Origin of the sequence: Dysgonomonas sp. Marseille-Q5470 (assembly GCF_951230145.1) — a bacterium.
Classification (GTDB): Bacteria; Bacteroidota; Bacteroidia; order Bacteroidales; family Dysgonomonadaceae; genus Dysgonomonas.
The window spans coordinates 401316-417633 of record NZ_CATNVE010000003.1 but is presented as its reverse complement, the minus strand read 5'-3'; the positions used below and the strand labels follow the sequence as shown (position 1 = coordinate 417633).

Sequence of the window (16318 nt, the reverse complement as noted above, 5' to 3'; positions counted from 1 at the left end):
GCTTTTTCAGCGAACAATAGTAAGCTTATCGCCTACAGAAGTACATGTATTTTTCGTACCCTTCAAATTAATCTATATAAATATTATAAGGTAGAAAGAATATATCTACTAACTTTGTTTTTGTTACAGTAAAATAAATATCCAAGAGTATTAATCATAAATCGAAATAGATAGATGTATGTATTTATATCTCCACATTTTGACGATGCCATAGGGTCGGCCGGAGGTGTTATAAACAGACTCGTTGAATCTGGAGAAGAATGTTCCGTAATGACTATTATGACAGCGATACCATGGTATCATCCCAAATATGCATATTATGTATTACACAGACAATCTGAAAACAAGAATGCAGCCGAGGCATTAAGATGCAGTGTAAAGAATGCCCCGTTTCTGGATGTTGTATACAGAAAGGGGATGAGAAAATTGATGAAGCAGGCGAAGAAAAAGTTGTTCACAGTAGAAGTTACAGAGTATGATTTGATAGAAAAAATCCGAGATTATATTCTGATGAATACAAAGTCTGATGATATATTGATTGCTCCTGCAGGACTGGGTAATCATATAGATCACCGTATCGTGAATATTGCTGTTCAGGACCTCGATAGACGTGTTTATTTCTACGAAGAATTCTATTATGATATTGAACAGACGGAATCGCCATTGACAGCCCATTATGCATACGTGTATTTAAGAAAGAATGAAATTTCTGAAAAATTAGACGCAATGTTGATGTATAAGAAAACCCTACGAAAACTATTTCGCAGAAATTGGAAAGAGAGAACGGCCAACTATTATATGAAAGAACGTATACATGCAGGCAAGCCTTATGAACGGTTTAACGATATTACTTTTCTAGATGGGAAATAAAAAACTAATAGGATCATTAACCTCTTATCCTGCTAGGATAACGACTGTTCACCGTGTAATTGAAACTATTTTAAATCAATCGGTACCACTAGATAAAGTTATCCTGTATCTGGCCGATGAACAGTTTCCCGATCGACAATTGCCACAAACATTAACTGATTTGGCAAAAAATGGAAAATTTGAAGTCCGTTGGTGGGCACGCGATATAAAATCATTTAAAAAATTGATTCCGGCATTAAAAGAGTTTCCAGATGATAATATTGTTACATTCGATGATGATATTTTGTATCCGCCCAATATAATTGAAAGATTGATAAAAAAACACCATAAGTACCCACATGCTATTTGCGGGTGCCGCATTAGGTTAATAACCACTAAAAGTGGGAATATTGGAAAATATGAAACATGGAAGCGATGTAAAAGATGGCGACTATTTTTGTACGGAGGCAAACCAAAATTTAGAAATCTAGCGACAACAGGTGGTGGTACTTTATTTCCGCCGCATTCTTTACATCCGGACGTTTTCCGCGATGATATATTTATGAATCTTTGTCCAACAACTGATGACCTATGGTTTTGTGCAATGGCAATTCTTAATGACACAAAAACTGCTCCGGCAGGAAGCTCTGAGAAAATAACAGTCATAGAAGAGTCTCAGACTGAGGCCTTGATGTATGACAACACGCAAGGAAAAAAACTCAATGACAAGAATATGAAGAATATTATAGATGCATATCCCGAAGTAAGAGCTCGCCTCATTAATCGGAATAAAAAGTGACAAAAAAACGGTGTTTTTTACCATTTTTTTTGTCACTTTATTTTTCTATCGGATATGTTCTACTCTTCAGTTTATAACTAATGACTACAAACTTTACTTACATCTACAGTAAATCCATTATCATTTGAAGGCATAAATTTCCCTTTATTCTTTAAAAACACTATTAATTCATCAATATCCATATCTTCTGCTGAACAAGCATAAAACTTTTGATCTTTACCAAATTGTTCAATAATGGCCTCCTTTAAAGAAGACTCCGTGTAATTATTTCCTTCCATCATATGAAGTACTTCATGAGCATGCAATTGTTCCATAATTATCTTATTCTTAGTTTTCCATACAAAGATAAGGAGTAAACACCCAGAGCAAACGTAACATATGTTACACAAATATTCCTCTTTACTTAAAAAATATTTTTATTTAGTTTTCTATTTTGTTGTATCTTTATGTGTTCAAATCTAAAATCAAAAAAGTTCATGAGAAAAACCCTTAAAACCATTTGTTATTTTTTACTTGTAACCGCTACATTAGCCGGATGCGAGAACAAAATTCCACTAAAGGCTAATTACGAGGTTATACCATTACCTCAAAGTATAACTTTGGCGGGAAATGAAAGTTTCACGTTAAATAGTAATACTCAGATTAGTTATTCGAAAGGCGATGAGATACAAAAGCAAACAGCCGAATTTCTGTCCGAGTACCTCAAATTGAGTACAGGTTTGAGCCTAAAAGTAACAGATAAAAAAGTATCTGAAAACTCGATTATACTGAAAGCTGATTATCAGGTAGATAAGCCTGAATCATACAGTCTTATTGTAAACAGCAAACAGATAATCATTAATGGGAAAGACAATGCCGGAACATTTTACGGAGTACAAACATTAAGAAAATCGATCCCCGAAGATGCATCAAACAGTACAATTATCTTTCCGGCTGTAGAAATAAAGGATTACCCACGTTTCGAATACCGAGGAATGATGCTTGACGTAGGTCGCCATATGTTTCCTGTAGAGTTTATAAAAAAATATATAGATATCTTAGTTCTACATAACATGAACCGTTTTCACTGGCACCTTACTGATGATCAGGGATGGAGAATAGAAATAAAAAAATATCCCGAACTCACCAAGGTAGGGTCTCAACGTGCTCAGACTGTTATCGGAAGAAACTCTGCTAAGTATGACGGAAAACCTTATGGTGGTTATTATACACAGGAGCAAATAAAAGAGATAGTAGCGTACGCTCAAAAACGTTTTATAACCATTGTTCCAGAAATAGACCTTCCGGGCCATATGTTGGCAGCATTATCAGCCTATCCTAATCTTGGGTGTACAGGAGGCCCATATAATGTGGGTGAATCTTGGGGTGTATTTGACGATGTGCTATGTGCCGGTAATGAAGAGATATACACTTTCCTGGAGAATGTATATTCTGAGCTTATAGATCTATTCCCATCTAAACTTATACATGTAGGTGGTGATGAATGCCCTAAGGCACGATGGAAGGAATGTCCTAAATGTCAGGCTAAGATTAAAGAATTAGGACTTAAAGGAGATGCAAAACATACGAAAGAAGACATGCTACAAAGCTATGTAATATCTCGTATGGAGAAATTCTTGAATAGTAAAGGACGTGAAATCATTGGTTGGGACGAAATACTTGAAGGAGGATTAGCTCCAAATGCTAAAGTCATGTCGTGGAGAGGCATGGAAGGCGGTGCATCTGCTGCAAAAATGAAACACGAGGCAGTGATGACTCCTACATCTCATTTATATTTCGATTATTATCAGACAGATGACACAACGGGAGAACCTCTTGCTTTCGGAGGGTTTGTTTCTGTAAAGAAAGTATATAGCTTCGAACCTGTTCCTAGTGAACTTACAGCGGAAGAAAGCAAATATATAATAGGTACTCAGGCTAACTTATGGACAGAGTATGTAGTAGACTCTAAACAGGCTGAATATATGGTATTGCCTAGAGCTGCGGCATTAAGCGAAGTGCAATGGACGATGCCGGAAAAGAAGAACTATGAATTTTTCCTGCCTCGCCTTGGCAAATTGATGGACCTATATAAAAAGCTGGATTACAACTTTGCAACGCATGTAGTAGACATTAGTTCCGAAATTATTCAAGATGTTGCTAAAGGTGTAGTGAATGTAAAACTTTTCACCTATGATAACGCTCCTATATACTATACTCTAGATGGTAGTACGCCATCGACTAAGAGTATAAAATATGAACACCCTATCGAGATTGGTTCAACAGCAACTATAAAGGCTATAGCATTCAGAGACAAGGAACAAAGTAAAAAATATACCGAATCTTTTGAGTTCAATAAAGCCACATTCAAAAACATAAAACTGGAGAATGCCCCTCACAAAAATTATACTTACAACGGAGCAATCACGTTGGTAAATGGAAAAAGAGGCGGTACCTCTCACGCGAATGGTGAATGGCTCGGCTTTTATAATACAGATTTCGTTGCAACTATTGACATGAAAGAACCGACAGAAATGTCAGAGGTTATTACCGGGACTTTTGTTAGTCCGGGATCGTGGATTTTTGGAGCAACAGGATATATTGTATCTCTTTCTGAAGATGGAGAATCTTTCAAACAAGTGTTCGAAGAAAAATATCCAATTGTGGATAAAGATAGCCCGAGTGACAGAGTGCAGGATTTAGTAGCGAAATTTCCAACACAGAAAGCTCGTTATGTAAAAATAACAGCAAAAGTTACCAAGTCAATCCCTGAATGGCACGTAGGGAAAGGAAGTCCCTCATTCGTATTTGTAGACGAGATAATCATTGAATAAAAAAATGTAATGATAAAAAGCAAAGGAGCTGTCTGATTAGACAGCTCCTTTGCTTTTTATATAGAATTATACTTATTTCAACAGTTATACACAACACTATATATTTTACTGCGAATATCTACCAAGTTACGCTCAATATCAATATCTCCGTAAGACATTAGTTTCATCGGAATAGCATTCCCATCATTATGATAAGCCGGTTGCTGATATTGTACATTCTCCCACAATCTGAATCCTAAACGCTGATAGAAACCAACACGACGCTCGGATAATATAGTCGTAGGAAGTTCTACTTCAAGAATTATAGGCCTAGACGCTTGCATAAACAACTCCATCACTTTACGTCCGTAACCTCCATTTCGGAAGTCGGGTGAAATAGTAAAGTGTTCTGCAAAAATAAATTTATCTAAGTCCCAATATGTGAGAAAACCAACTAATTTACCATCTTCTATCGTTACAGATATAACAAATGGGCTCTTGCCTTTATGCAAATCCAGCATTTTCTCGAAAGGGCGTCGTTCGCTAAGAGGAAAAGATTCGATATAAAGATTTTCTATAAACGAAACCTCTGCATGATTTGACATATCTAATTCCTTAATCTCCATTCTCTTGTGTTATTTTTATTAATTCCCTTGGCTGATTTTTACTTCTTTCAAGTAACCGTCTTCGCATTTTATAATGCGCCCGGGATATTTTTGTACAACGGCATAATTATGCGTCGACATGACTACAGCCGTACCATTTCCTGCTATGATATGAAGTAATTGAACAATCTGCCCCCCCATCTCAGGATCTAAGTTTGCGGTTGGCTCATCAGCCAATATAACCTCCGGTGAGTTGAGTAGAGCACGAGCAATTACAATTCTTTGCTGTTCACCACCCGAAAGCTCATGAGGCATTTTATAGCCTTTATTTTGCATACCAACCTGAGTCAGTACTTCATTAATCCGTAGACTTATTAAATCTTTGTTTTTCCATCCGGTAGCCCGTAATACAAATTCAAGATTCTTTTCTGCCGAGCGATCGATCAATAATTGAAAATCCTGAAAAACAATACCGACCTTTCTTCTCAGGTAAGGAATTTGTTTCTTTTTAATATTTTCTAACTCATAGTCCAAGACTTTTCCTGTACCTCTAACTAAAGGTATCTCATGATACATACTTTTGAGAAGAGTACTTTTTCCTGAACCAACTTTACCAATCAGATACACAAAATCGCCTTCTCTGATAGTCAGATTAATATCACTTAATATTGTGTTGCCATCTCGTTCGAGATCAACTCCTTCGTATTTTACAATTACTTCTTTTTCTGTATCCATAATTACTCTATTTCAACAGTTAAACAATTAGCAGATACTATTTGCTCACAGTCTACGTGTTTTATTTCTTATGCCTCTTTTGAAGCTCTCTAGCTAAATCTTCAATACTCAAACCTTTTGATGTTAGCAAAACAATCAAATGATAAAGCATATCGGCAGATTCATAAATCAGGCGATCATCAGTACCATTACATGCTTCTATTACAGATTCTAATGCCTCCTCTCCCACTTTCTGAGCCATACGGTTTATTCCTGACTGAAAAAGAGATGTTGTATATGAGCCTTCGGGCATTTCTTTGTAACGTTTCTCTATAAAATGCTGCAGATATTTAAAGAAAAGAATATCTTCTTTATTATCCTCCTCAAAGCAGGTATCAGCACCTGTATGACACACAGGGCCAACAGGATTCACCTTAATGAGTAGCGTATCATGATCGCAATCGTCTTTTATACTAATCACATGAAGAAAGTTTCCACTCTCTTCTCCTTTTGTCCACAAACGTTGTTTCGTACGGCTGAAGAATGTAACCTTTCCTGTCTCCTGAGTTTTATTCAGAGCCTCTTCGTTCATGTAACCCAGCATTAGAACTTTGTTTGTTACATTATCTTGTATAATTGCAGGGATAAGTCCGCCCACTTTATCGAAATCAAGTTTCATCTTACATTTACTTTTATATAATCAAGAAGCCACAACAGCTCGGCATCCTGATCAAAATTATATTTTTTATAATCTTTATATTCGGGCATCATATCCGGCCAGAATATCTTTGCTCTTTTATCATTCACAGGAAGAAAATACTGTACACTGTTCGAAATACTTCCCTTCAATTTTGTATAAGGCAACTCAAACTCTGTTACCTCCATATATGCATTAGGTGATTGAGACGAAGGAATTCCGACAACTTTGGCTCCCATCTTCCATAAGTAGAAAGCATAATGAAATGCGGCACTGAATGTGCCCTCGTCTGTTATTACATAAATATTTTCTGGAGTATATATAGCATTGCCTTCGAGATCCTTAATGTAATTCTGACTTTCTCCAAGACTCCTATTTACAAATTTAATACGTTTTTCTTCTTGCGTCTCATTATTATTAATAATAGACTCAGAAAAAGTATAATCACCGTACTCATAATTTGATTTATTCCGTTTATTAAATTCCTCTAATGTTGTTGCTTTTTTATGCATAAGAAGAGAAGATAACATCTGATAAGAATATATCCGCATATCTTTATTCAGATATTTATCCCCATACAACATATACAAAGTTGGTAAAGTGATAGGTGTCCAACCTCCACCGTTACCTCTGAGATCAACAATCAGATTAGAGGTATTATTTTCTTTCATCTCCGTAAGCATTGAGCGAAAAACATCTGAAAAACAAGGTAATCCTTCAATAGCTTCATTTATATTATCCGGCATTTTTCGTCTAAGAGTCCACTGATAAAAATTCTTTAATTGATTTTCAAGTGAAGGCCATTTCTGTTGCTTTATTTCCAGAAAATTTTCCTTCGCCATCACACTTTTCATTCTCAAATACATCGTATTTTTATCATTAGCAAAAGTATAATATAAATATTCATCTTTTGAGAATCTGCTTTGTATAGGCAACTGAGTGAAATTAGTTAAATACCACTCACTGTTCTCTGTCAAATTTAAGGTTATATTTTCTATTGTATTATTCGGAGTTTCAACTTTTATTTCAATATATCCTTTATCCTCAATATCAGGAAACATTTGTTTCAATATTGAAGGTTTAAAAAGCATATATCCTAAATTCTTATACTCTCCATATCTATTTTCAGAGGGAGATATATTGGATATTCTTTTACACAAAGTATCAAGAGGGATTCCGTCCATCAAAATAACTTTGCTTCCTAATAATTTTGCTTTTGATTCAGGCAAACCTTTTAATATAAGCCCTTCTGTTGTAACCTTAAATGAAATAGGAATATATTTATTTATATTACTTATTTGATTATTTGATATATAACTATGACCATCATGTAATCTAGAAATGAATGATGCAAGTATATTTCGATATTGATCTAATGTATAATCATTTAATTCAATTTTCTGTCTGAGGTAAAAGGCTTCCTTTGAAAACTGAACTTTTCCGCCAAACTCAGAATATGGATCTGGATGTGTTTTTTCTATTAGTTTTATAAAATATTTGAACTCACTAGATAAAGAGTCTCTAGATAATACTTGTGCTTCAGAAACTTGTAGTCCTGACAATAAGAATAAAGCAAGTATCACTATTTTACTCTTTTTCATCTTACATTTATATTTTCTTTTTTCAAATATTCTTTCAAATCTTTTATCGCAATTTCCCCAAAGTGAAAAACACTGGCTGCAAGTGCTGCATCGGCTTTACCTTCCACAAAGACATCCCGAAAATGTTGCATGTTTCCTGCGCCTCCGGATGCTATGATGGGGATATTTAATGTTTCGGATAACATGCGTAACGCTTCATTCGCATAGCCTGTCTTCACTCCATCGTGATCCATACTAGTAAATAGAATCTCTCCTGCTCCTAAATTTTCAACTTCTTTTGCCCACGAGAAGAGTTCTTTATCAGTCTTGTTGCGCCCACCACTCGTATAGCAAGACCACAGTCCATCTTTGAGACTGGCATCTATCGCACACACACATACCTGAGAACCAAAATTCTTGGCTATCTCTTCTATTATCTTCGGATTTCTGATAGCCGTAGAATTTACTGATATCTTATCAGCTCCCGCATTCAAAAGTCTGTCTACATCAGAAAGCTCATTGATACCACCACCTATAGTAAAAGGAATATTAATATTTGCAGCAATACGCTTAACAAGATCTATAAAAGTTTTACGTTCTTCGTGCGACGCTGTGATATCAAGAAAGACCAATTCATCCGCTCCTTGCTCACTATAACGTACTCCCAATTCGACCGGATCTCCAGCTTCTCTGAGATTTACAAAGTTCGTCCCTTTTACGGTTTTCCCATCTTTTACATCAAGGCAAGGTATAATTCTTTTTGCTAACATTTATTCTTTTTATTTTATCTCCTACTCAGTTCTTTTAGTGTTACTCTATTCTCATAAATAGCCTTTCCTAAAATAACGGCAGGCACTCCCGATTTTTCTAAATCAAGTATGTCCTGAAAACAACTGACACCACCACTGGCTATGAGATACAAATTCGGAAAAACATTTAATATATCCTTATACAAATCAATTGATGGCCCCTGTAACATACCATCTTTGCTTATATCGGTACAAACAACTTTCGATATACCTTTTTGGTTATAATCGCCGATAAAAGGTATTACCTCAACTGAGGTTGCTTCCTGCCAACCCGATACGGCAATCTTATGATCTTTACAATCGGCACCAAGGATAATCTTGTCTGCTCCATATTTGGTTATCCAAGAAGTAAAAAGCTCCTTATTTCGGATAGCAATACTGCCTCCGGTAACCATTGATGCGCCCGAATTAAAAGCGATTTCAATATCCTCATCACTTTGCACACCTCCTCCAAAATCAATGATAAGAGATGTGTTGGATGCGATTTTCTCCAATACTGATTGATTGAGTATATGCTTTGCCTTAGCTCCATCAAGGTCTACCAAATGCAAGCGCCGAATACCGGCACCTTCAAACATTTTGGCAACCTCCAAGGGGTCTTCATTATATACTTTTTTGGCTTCATAATCTCCTTGCGAAAGTCGTACACACTTCCCATCAATGAGATCTATAGCCGGAATTATTTCTATCATTTATATCAGGTAAAAAACGGTATACTTAGAGGATATTTCCAATACTCTCCATTATTGGCTTTTAAGGCAGCAATAATAATGAATACAATCTCAATTATTCCTAAAGCGATAAGCATAGGTATACCAATAAGGACGAGACAAAGTATGATTGATATAACTATATAGATAAGCATACTCAACATAAAGTTGGCGATATTCTTGCCATGCCTGCTTACAGCCTCACTCTTATCTGCATTAACCAACCACATCACAATTGGGATAACAAAACCCAATCCGGCAATAATGAATCCGGCAAACTGGGAAAGATGCATCAACATCAAGTATGTGTTTTCTTCCATACCGAGTGAATTTTTCGTTTGGCCACTAAAAGAGGAATTTAGGATTTTATCCTTTTCCCTTTGATATTCTTCTTCTGATATGGCTCCTTTCGATCTTAGATCTTCCAATATTCTCAAATCCTCATATTTATCCATAACAAAATGACGTTTTTTTTAAAGTAAAACGATAATCCTGTAAAGATAATATAAAGTTGTAAGTTATAAGATAAGTGTTAGGCGTTTATTACACGTACTTTACCCGATATCATTTCCAATTCGCCTCGATCAACTAAAAAGCGAATAGTATCCAAGATGTCTTTTTGATTATATTCCGACAATGAACTGACAACATGATCCACAGACAATAAATCACTCTTTATCAAACCTTTTACAGACTGAGATATTTCATTAAACGTCTTATTATTCAGCCCCGAACCATTCTTTGCCAAGCATATATCACACTGCCCGCAATCATTTATTTTCTTTTCGCCAAAATAAGAGAGTAAGATACGGCTTCGACAGATTTCATTTTGTTCTGCATAATGACTAATCGCCTCTATGCGTTTCTCGAAGCGAAATCTACGATCTTCGTTCACTATTCGGGGGATATTAAGGTACTTAACATCTATACGAGGTTGGGTATAAGCAATCAGTGGAGTTTTTTTATGAGGTATAAAATCAATAATATTTCTTTTATCTAGCACCTTGAGCATCTCATAAACTGCATTCCGCGACTTATCCATCCTTAAAGCTATCTCAGCCTCATTTATAGCTGCATAATTAGTAAAAAGTCCGGTATAAAGTCGCAATATTGTGTTTACCAATTGCTCATACTCCTTATCAAAATTATAATGGTATAAATCGTCTCGGTAAACAGTAAACATGAGCCTAGAGCGATTATCTACTTCATCCGTATATTCAATATAACCGGCAAGATCAAGAATTTTCAAAGCATTATGTACAGGTAATATCGGTAACTTATACACCGAACAGAACTGATGAATATTAAAATCATAGATCATACCTGTTCCATAGCCTTCAGCTATTTGAAAAAAATAAGCCAAAGATTGATATACATGAAAGATAAGCTCTCTTTCAGGAAATTCATCTCTTATGCGCTTTTTGAGTTTAGCAGTATCATTTCTATCGTACAGTATAACTGCATAAGACTTTTCTCCATCACGCCCTCCACGTCCCGCTTCCTGAAAATATTCTTCGATAGAATTAGGTAGATCGGTATGTACTACCAAGCGGACATCAGGCTTATCGATTCCCATTCCAAAGGCATTTGTACAAACTATTATTCTGATCTCATTATTCTTCCATGCATTTTGCTTGCGTATTTTATCCGAAGCATTCAATCCTGCATGATAGAAATCGGATGAAAAACCATTTTTAATTAAGAAATCAGAGACATCTTTCGTCCGCAGCCTGCTACGCACATATACAATGGTAGACCCTCTTATTTTTTCGAGAATCCGAACTAACTCTTCTTGTTTTCCCTCTGTGCCACGAACGATATATGCCAAATTCTTGCGCTCGAAACTTTTTCGGAATACATTTTTTTCCTTAAAGTGAAGCTGCTCTTGAATATCATCGATCACATCAGCTGTTGCAGTCGCTGTAAGAGCCAATACCGGCACTTCTGGTATATGCTGACGTATTTCTACTATCCGGAGATAAGACGGACGAAAATCATACCCCCATTGAGAGATACAATGCGATTCATCGACTACAAGCAAGCAGACATTCATATGTTGAAGCTTACTCAGGAAAAGTTGGGTAGCAAGTCTTTCAGGGGATACATATAGAAACTTATAATCACCAAATACTGCATTCTCCAGTGTAGTTATAATCTCTTGGCGAGTCATTCCCGAATATACAGCCAAAGCTTTAATTCCTCTTTCACGAAGATTATCCACCTGGTCTTTCATCAATGCAATGAGGGGGGTAACAACTATACAAATGCCCTCCATAGCCATTGCAGGCACCTGAAAAGTTAGAGATTTCCCTCCTCCTGTGGGCATAAGCCCCAATGTATCTTTTCCTTGGCTAACGGAATGGATAATATCTTCCTGTAATGGACGAAACTCATCGTAACCCCAATATTGCTTTAATATTTTGTGATATATATCCATTCTAAAAAACCTATTAATAAATATGCCAACATCCCAATTTGATTATAATATTGGCATATTGGCACATTAAATTCAGTTTATTCCTATATTAGTTTTTCATTGGACGAATCTCTAATTTTATATTAGTATCATCCAAGTACTTACCTATTTTCTCCTGATCAAATTCTGACATGTGATAAGGGTAAAGAACTTTCGGCTGTACTTTTTTAGCAGCATCAACAAACATATCGTCATTCATTGTATAAGGAAGATTTTTGGGTAAGAAAGCGATATCTATCGTACCTTTCAACTTATCCATTTCAGGAATATTTTCGGTATCCCCAGCTACATATACTCTTTTATCTCCGAATGCTATAATGTATCCGTTTCCTCTACCTTTTGGATGATAGGCTTCTCCATCCGGCTTTTTATTGACGATGTTATATGCAGGCACAGCATCTATATGAAGATTAGCCCAGTGAGCATGATCACCATTGTTGATTACATCACCATATTTAAGGGTTTCATTACATACTTTAGATACAATAAAATGTGTATCTGCCTTTTTCACGGCAGCAATAGCAGCACTATCGAGATGATCCCCGTGCTCGTGAGTGAGCAGTATCAGATCGGCCTTAGGCAACTTCGAATAGTCTGCGACTTTTGAGTACGGATCTACATGTATTATTTTCCCTCCAAACTCGAACATAAGTGAGGCATGACCCACCAGAGTCACTTTCAAAGGCCCAGCACTGGTTTCATACACATCCGCTTTAATATATTCAAGTTGAGTATTCATACTTAATGAATCGGTTGACGCTACAGATGAATTTGCTGTAGATTTATTACCACAAGAAACGAATAAAACTGTAGTTAATACGAATATTGATAATAATGATTTCCTCATAAGCTTATAATTTTGAAGTTAGCAAAATTGTCCGGTATCAATATCTTTCACATAAAGCTGGATATTAGTCTTGCCGTTATGCGTATTTTCTTCCAATGTATAACATATATCAAAAGGCTTACCGCTTTTAACCTTATCTGAACTATCCTGTTGCCTGAAAGCAATTCCATTAACAGGTGTCGACATTGTATCGTCTATCATTTCAAGCTTGAGATGAACATTATCTTTTCCCACCAATTTGCTTGTACCGTAATCCATAACATTGCACGTAACAAATATAGGATTCAGGTTTTCAGGACCAAAGGGAGCAAAAGCAGCTAAATCTTCAGTAAACTTCTGATTTATTTCCTTAAACGAGAGTTCAGCATCGACATGTATCTGAGGACGCATCATCTCGGGAGCAATCATTTCGAGAGAAAGGGCTTCGAAACGGCTTTTGAATTCCTTTAAATTTTCTTCTTTCAATGATAATCCGGCAGCATAGGTATGTCCTCCAAAGTTTTCCAAGATATCTTTGCAGGCTTCAATCGCCTTGTAAACGTCAAAACCCATTACAGAACGGGCTGAACCGGTAATTAATCCCTGAGACTGGGTAAGAACGACTGCCGGCCGTAAATATTTTTCAGTCAAACGTGAAGCGACAATCCCAATAACACCCTTGTGCCATGTTTCATTGTAGATAACGATACTTTTCTTCTCTTTCATATCTACATTTTCATCGATAAACTGTATTGCTTCTTCTGTAATTCGTTTATCGAGCTCGCGGCGATCATCATTATAATGGTCTATATTCATACTTTTCTCACGAGCATCTTCGATCGTGCTCGACAAAAGTAAATCTACAGCCTCTTTTCCTTTCATCATACGACCCGAAGCATTGATACGTGGTCCGATTTTGAAAATTATATCATTGACTGTAATATTCTTATATGTTAAGCCGCAAATATCAATTATACCTTTAAGTCCTAAACTCGGATTGGAGTTTATCTGTTTCAACCCAAAATAGGTAAGTACCCTATTTTCTCCTGTGATAGGTACAATATCGGATGCCACACTTACAGCTACCAGATCAAGCAAATCTGTAATTTCAGAAAAATCGATTTTATTACTCTGAGCCAATGCCTGCACAAGCTTAAAGCCGACTCCGCATCCCGAAAGATGTTCATAAGGATAGGTAGAGTCTAAGCGTTTGGCATCTATTACCGCTACCGCATCGGGCAAGACATCATCGGGCATGTGATGATCACCAATGATAAAATCGATCCCCTTGCTTTTAGCATAGTCTATCTTCTCATTTGCCTTTATACCGCAATCGAGCGCAATGATCAACTTAACGCCTGTTTCGTCTGCATAGTCTATACCTTGTTCGGATATCCCATAACCTTCATCGTAACGATCGGGAATATAATAATCCAGATTGGTGGTAAACTTCCGAAGAAACTTGTACACAAGAGCAACCGCAGTTGTTCCGTCTACATCGTAATCTCCGTATATAAGTATACGTTGTTTTTGTCCCAGTGCCTTTTCTATTCTCTTTATAGCCTTATCCATATCAGGCAACAAGAAGGGGTCATGCAAGTCTCTCAAACTAGGATGAAAAAACTTACGGGCCTCTTCGGCAGAAGATATCCCTCTCTGAATCAAGAGCTGGCAAAGAACAGGGCTTATGCCTAATTTCTTAGCAAGCTCGTCTCTCTGCTCTTTTTGCTGGGTTGTTAGGGCTTCGTAATTCCATTTGTAAATCATTATATATAGTTTTTCTTTCTTCTGTCTCAAGAGAGATAGGCTAGCATTTTTTTGTTAAATATGACAACAATATGCCCTTTTACCAATCTCTTAGTACGGCTATTTATATCGAAAAGTAGCCTAGTACGAATTCGTAAAGATAATATATATAAGTGAAATCAGTATCGCCGATTTTACTTTTTATTTTTTATTATGATAGAATAATCTATGCGTAAAACACAAATACAATGAGGCTATCGAGTGATTTATATGCATAAAAAAAGTCTTACTATTTTGAGTAAGACTCTATATCATTCAGAGTAAATATTACTTTACATTACTTGCTTTCAATCCTTTGATAACCGATGATGTAAACCCTGCATGCTCCATTTCATTAAGCCCCTTTATTGTTATACCTCCGGCTGTGGTTACCTTATCAATCTCAGCTTCGGGATGAGAGCCATTTGCCTCAAGCAGCTTCACTGCCCCCAACAAAGTCTGCATCACTATTTCTTTAGCCTGATTTGGATACAAACCCATTTCTACGCCACCTTCCATCGCCGCTCTAATATAACGAAACGCGTAGGCTATACCGCAGGATGCTAAAGACGTTGCTGCAGGCAATAGCTTTTCATCGATTAATTCTGTTTTTCCTAATTCATTAAATATTTTCACAATCTGTGTTATATCTTCTTTTTGAGCATTCAGAGTAGAAACAAAAGTCATACTTTGTTTTTCGGCAATCGCTGTATTTGGCATCACCCGAAAGATGCTTTTCCCGACTACCGACCAACTCGCTAACTGCTCTAATGAAATACCGGAAGCAACAGAGACCAATATCTGAGCTGGATTTTTCAATCTATCTTTGTTTTGTAACAATACTTCCTCTATAAGCCATGGTTTAACTGCAACAATTACAATATCGGCTGTATCTAATGAATCGTACTCACTGGCGACTACATTTAAGCCTACAGCGGAATCTTTCATCTGAGTTGCCGAAACCGAAGTCTTCGTAATGACCGTTATATCGTGAGCTTTAAAAAGTAAGCCGGTAGACAATCCTCGAGCAATAGCTCCACCCATGTTTCCTCCGCCTATAATCGATATTTTCATATACTTATTTATTATAGTGTTTCTTTATATAGTCTTTATAATCATCTTCCAATTTATCTATCTCATTTATGAGGAAATCATAGAAATTACCATCAAATATAATCCCTTCCTCTTTTTTTCCATTTTCTAAAACAGTTATTATTCCTTCACTGTTTATATATGCCCTATAAAGATTTCCACTTCGTTTATAAAACATCTGTCCATAATCCCCATTGCCAGAACTTGCCGTCTCCTTATATTTTTCATCGTAAGTAAGCCATGATAGCATATCTTTATCTGAGGATAATCCATAAATAAACATTCCATACCCAAATTCCCATGCCGGAACTACATCATATTCTTGAGGTCTAGGCCAAATTTTCTCTTCTACTTCGAGTATTACAGCACCTAATGAGAGTAAAAACGTCTTTACTTCTTCGTTAAAACTTATTCCATAGGATCTTTCATAATCTTCAATTTGCTCTATTGTTGCCGGACTGTTTTTATAATTGTACCACATAAAATCATCGTTCAATAATTCTATACGGTCTAAAAAGTCATCTAATATAGCCATTCTTACCTGTTAAGCTTCTTTTGTTGTAATAAAAAAACAGTTAATGCTT

16 protein-coding genes are annotated in these 16318 nt (G+C 36.3%); 3 read left to right on the top strand and 13 right to left on the bottom strand.

Going from position 1 to position 16318, the window contains the following annotated elements; genetic code table 11:
- Positions 1 to 174: 174 nt before the first annotated feature.
- Together QOX35_RS07785 and QOX35_RS07780 are read left to right on the top strand one after the other, a co-directional pair.
- Positions 175 to 870, top strand: coding sequence for a PIG-L deacetylase family protein (locus QOX35_RS07785; RefSeq protein ID WP_283686454.1), 696 nt, complete (start codon positions 175 to 177; stop codon positions 868 to 870).
- Positions 860 to 1648: a glycosyltransferase family A protein gene (locus QOX35_RS07780; protein ID WP_283686453.1), complete on the top strand. Its 789-nt coding sequence runs from the start codon at positions 860 to 862 to the stop codon at positions 1646 to 1648. Before QOX35_RS07785 ends, QOX35_RS07780 begins: the two co-directional genes overlap by 11 nt.
- Before the next feature lie 77 nt (positions 1649 to 1725).
- Here the strand turns inward: QOX35_RS07780 and QOX35_RS07775 are convergent, their stop codons facing one another.
- On the bottom strand, positions 1726 to 1962 hold the full coding sequence (locus QOX35_RS07775; RefSeq protein WP_135104003.1) for a YecH family metal-binding protein: 237 nt from the start codon (positions 1960 to 1962) through the stop codon (positions 1726 to 1728).
- Positions 1963 to 2124: 162 nt separating this feature from the next.
- On the opposite strand from QOX35_RS07775, the gene QOX35_RS07770 reads away from it, so the two are divergent.
- A complete protein-coding gene (locus QOX35_RS07770) occupies positions 2125 to 4461 on the top strand; it encodes a glycoside hydrolase family 20 protein (protein ID WP_283686451.1) in 2337 nt (778 codons plus the stop codon).
- A 77-nt stretch (positions 4462 to 4538) separates the two neighbouring features.
- On the opposite strand, the gene QOX35_RS07765 is transcribed toward QOX35_RS07770, so the two are convergent.
- The 12 genes from QOX35_RS07765 to QOX35_RS07710 form a co-directional block, all read right to left on the bottom strand.
- Complete coding sequence (locus QOX35_RS07765) at positions 4539 to 5066, bottom strand: GNAT family N-acetyltransferase (protein WP_283686450.1); 528 nt, start codon at positions 5064 to 5066, stop codon at positions 4539 to 4541.
- An 18-nt stretch (positions 5067 to 5084) separates the two neighbouring features.
- Positions 5085 to 5780 (bottom strand): cell division ATP-binding protein FtsE, encoded by a 696-nt coding sequence (locus QOX35_RS07760; protein ID WP_283686449.1) that lies wholly within the window; start codon positions 5778 to 5780, stop codon positions 5085 to 5087.
- 61 nt (positions 5781 to 5841) lie between these two features.
- Entirely contained in the window at positions 5842 to 6438 is a 597-nt protein-coding gene (gene hisIE, locus QOX35_RS07755) for a bifunctional phosphoribosyl-AMP cyclohydrolase/phosphoribosyl-ATP diphosphatase HisIE (RefSeq protein ID WP_135103999.1), read from the bottom strand.
- Positions 6435 to 8057: a S41 family peptidase gene (locus tag QOX35_RS07750; RefSeq protein ID WP_283686448.1), complete on the bottom strand. Its 1623-nt coding sequence runs from the start codon at positions 8055 to 8057 to the stop codon at positions 6435 to 6437. The genes hisIE and QOX35_RS07750 overlap by 4 nt, the downstream gene beginning before the upstream one ends.
- Positions 8054 to 8806, bottom strand: coding sequence for an imidazole glycerol phosphate synthase subunit HisF (hisF, locus tag QOX35_RS07745; RefSeq protein WP_135103998.1), 753 nt, complete (start codon positions 8804 to 8806; stop codon positions 8054 to 8056). Before hisF ends, QOX35_RS07750 begins: the two co-directional genes overlap by 4 nt.
- A gap of 14 nt (positions 8807 to 8820) precedes the next feature.
- Complete coding sequence (gene hisA / locus QOX35_RS07740) at positions 8821 to 9537, bottom strand: 1-(5-phosphoribosyl)-5-[(5-phosphoribosylamino)methylideneamino]imidazole-4-carboxamide isomerase (RefSeq protein WP_283686447.1); 717 nt, start codon at positions 9535 to 9537, stop codon at positions 8821 to 8823.
- A 5-nt stretch (positions 9538 to 9542) separates the two neighbouring features.
- Entirely contained in the window at positions 9543 to 10010 is a 468-nt protein-coding gene (locus tag QOX35_RS07735; protein ID WP_135103996.1) for a magnetosome magnetite crystal formation protein family, read from the bottom strand.
- Positions 10011 to 10087: 77 nt separating this feature from the next.
- On the bottom strand, positions 10088 to 11992 hold the full coding sequence (locus QOX35_RS07730; RefSeq protein ID WP_283686446.1) for a RecQ family ATP-dependent DNA helicase: 1905 nt from the start codon (positions 11990 to 11992) through the stop codon (positions 10088 to 10090).
- A gap of 88 nt (positions 11993 to 12080) precedes the next feature.
- Entirely contained in the window at positions 12081 to 12878 is a 798-nt protein-coding gene (locus tag QOX35_RS07725; RefSeq protein ID WP_283686445.1) for an MBL fold metallo-hydrolase, read from the bottom strand.
- Between the two features lie 18 nt (positions 12879 to 12896).
- Positions 12897 to 14624 carry a single-stranded-DNA-specific exonuclease RecJ gene (recJ, locus tag QOX35_RS07720; protein WP_283686444.1) on the bottom strand — a complete coding sequence of 576 codons (1728 nt, stop codon included), beginning with the start codon at positions 14622 to 14624 and terminating at the stop codon, positions 12897 to 12899.
- 306 nt (positions 14625 to 14930) lie between these two features.
- Positions 14931 to 15716, bottom strand: a complete 786-nt coding sequence (gene proC, locus QOX35_RS07715; RefSeq protein WP_283686443.1) for a pyrroline-5-carboxylate reductase — start codon at positions 15714 to 15716, stop codon at positions 14931 to 14933.
- A gap of 4 nt (positions 15717 to 15720) precedes the next feature.
- A complete protein-coding gene (locus tag QOX35_RS07710) occupies positions 15721 to 16269 on the bottom strand; it encodes a hypothetical protein (RefSeq protein WP_283686442.1) in 549 nt (182 codons plus the stop codon).
- Positions 16270 to 16318 lie beyond the last annotated feature (49 nt).